This window comes from Phenylobacterium sp., assembly GCF_031412415.1.
Classification (GTDB): Bacteria; Pseudomonadota; Alphaproteobacteria; order Caulobacterales; family Caulobacteraceae; genus Phenylobacterium.
The window spans coordinates 1-1773 of record NZ_JANOCX010000364.1 but is presented as its reverse complement, the minus strand read 5'-3'; the positions used below and the strand labels follow the sequence as shown (position 1 = coordinate 1773).

The following is a 1773-nucleotide window of genomic DNA, read 5'->3' as shown; positions in this document are numbered from 1 at the left end:
ACCCGATGATCAGGCTGCCGATGAAGGCGCCGGTCAGGCTGCCGGCGCCGCCCAGGATGACCACGACCAGCGCCAGCGGCAGCATGTCGGAATCGAGGCCCGGATAGACCGAGAGGATCGGCCCCGCCAGCACGCCGCCGGCGCCGGCCAGTACGGAGCCGAGGCAGAACACCGTGGTGAACAGCAGCGAGGTGCGGATGCCCATGGCGCGTGCCATGTCCATATCGTCGACCCCGGCGCGGATCATCGCGCCGAGCCGGCTGCGCTCCAGCAGCAGCCAGAGCGCCACCGCCAACGCGACTGCGACTGCGACGACGAAAAGCCGGTATTTCGGGAAGGCGACGCTGCCAAAGCGGAATACGCCCTCGAAGCCCGCCGGCATCGGCACGGGACGCGGATCGCCAGACCAGAGCCAGAGGCAGCCATCGGCGATGATGAAGGCGATGCCGAGCGTCACCAGCACCTGGGCCAGCGGCTTGCCGGTCAGGCGCCGGAGGATCAGCCGCTCGACCACACCGCCGAGCACGCCGACGACGATCGCGCCCGCCAGCACCGCGAGCCAGAAATTCAGCCCGGCATCGAGCGCCGCCAGTCCGACATAGGCGCCAAGCATGAAATAGGCGCCGTGGGCGAGGTTGGCGACGCGCATCAGGCCGAAGATCAGCGAGAAGCCCGCCGCCAGGATGAACAGGAGCGAGCCGAACGCCAGCCCGTTCAGGCCCTGGATGATCCAGAAAGTCATCGCCCGCTCCCGATCGTCAACCGCTCAGCGCGCGATCGGCTCGGGATTGCCGCGGCCATAGACCGCGCTCTTGAGGAAGGCCTCCGGCTTCCAGGTCCAGAACTGGCTGACGGCCGGATAGGTCTTCAGAACGACGTTCTGCAGGCGGCCGTCCTTCTGCTCGACCTTGCGGATGGTGATGTCCATCAGCGGTTGGCCGAGTTCGTCGAGTTTGACCGCGCCATAGGGGCTCTCGGTGATCTTGACCTCGCGCAGCGCCTTGATCAGCGCGTCCTTGTCGTCGACCTTGCCCTTGAGCTGGTCTACGGCGCTGGCCAGGAACTCGCAGGCCATGTAGGCGCCGACCGTGTAGTAGCCGGGATCGGCCTTGTACTTGGCGCGGATCGCCTCGACGAACTTCGTGTTGGCAGGGGTCTGGATCGCGGCGCTGTACCAGCCCGACGAGATGACGCCCACGGCCTCCGAGCCCATGCTCTTGAGCACGCCCTCGTCGACCGTCGTCATCGCGCCGATCACCGGCTTGGTGCTGCCGTAGTTCTTGTACTGGCCGAGGAACTTGATGCCGTTGCCGCCGGCGAAGGCCGCAAACACCGCATCGACGTCGGGCGCGAGCTGGGTGACATAGGAGCCGTAATCGGCGGTGTTGAGGGGCGGCCAGAGCTTCTGCACGACCTTCCCGCCATTCTCCTCGAAGACCCGCTGGAATCCGGCGGCGATCTCGTGGCCGAAGGCGAAGTCGTCGGCGATGATGGAGATCTTCTTATAGCCCAGCTCCTTGGCGGCGTATTCGGCGAGCGGGTGATGGGCCTGAGCGGAGGTGCCGACCGCGCGCACGAACCAGGGGTTGGGCTTGCGCTGGGTCAGGTCCTCGGCGGCGGCCGAGGGCGAGATGATCGGCATCTTGGCCTGGCGGATATAGTCATCGATGGCGAGCGCCTCGAAGGCGGCGAGCGGACCGATCAGGACGTCGACCTTGTCGCGCTCGACCAGCTCCTGCGCCTTGGTCTTGGTCAGGGCGGGCTGGCCGGCGG

General features: G+C 67.1%; 2 protein-coding genes. Both read right to left on the bottom strand.

Going from position 1 to position 1773, the window contains the following annotated elements:
• Positions 1 to 742: branched-chain amino acid ABC transporter permease (locus tag RMO04_RS17365; protein ID WP_309646025.1), on the bottom strand; the 742-nt coding region annotated here is incomplete at its 3' end.
• 24 nt (positions 743 to 766) lie between these two features.
• On the bottom strand, positions 767 to 1773 hold a 1007-nt coding region (locus RMO04_RS17360; RefSeq protein ID WP_309646024.1), incomplete at its 5' end, for an ABC transporter substrate-binding protein.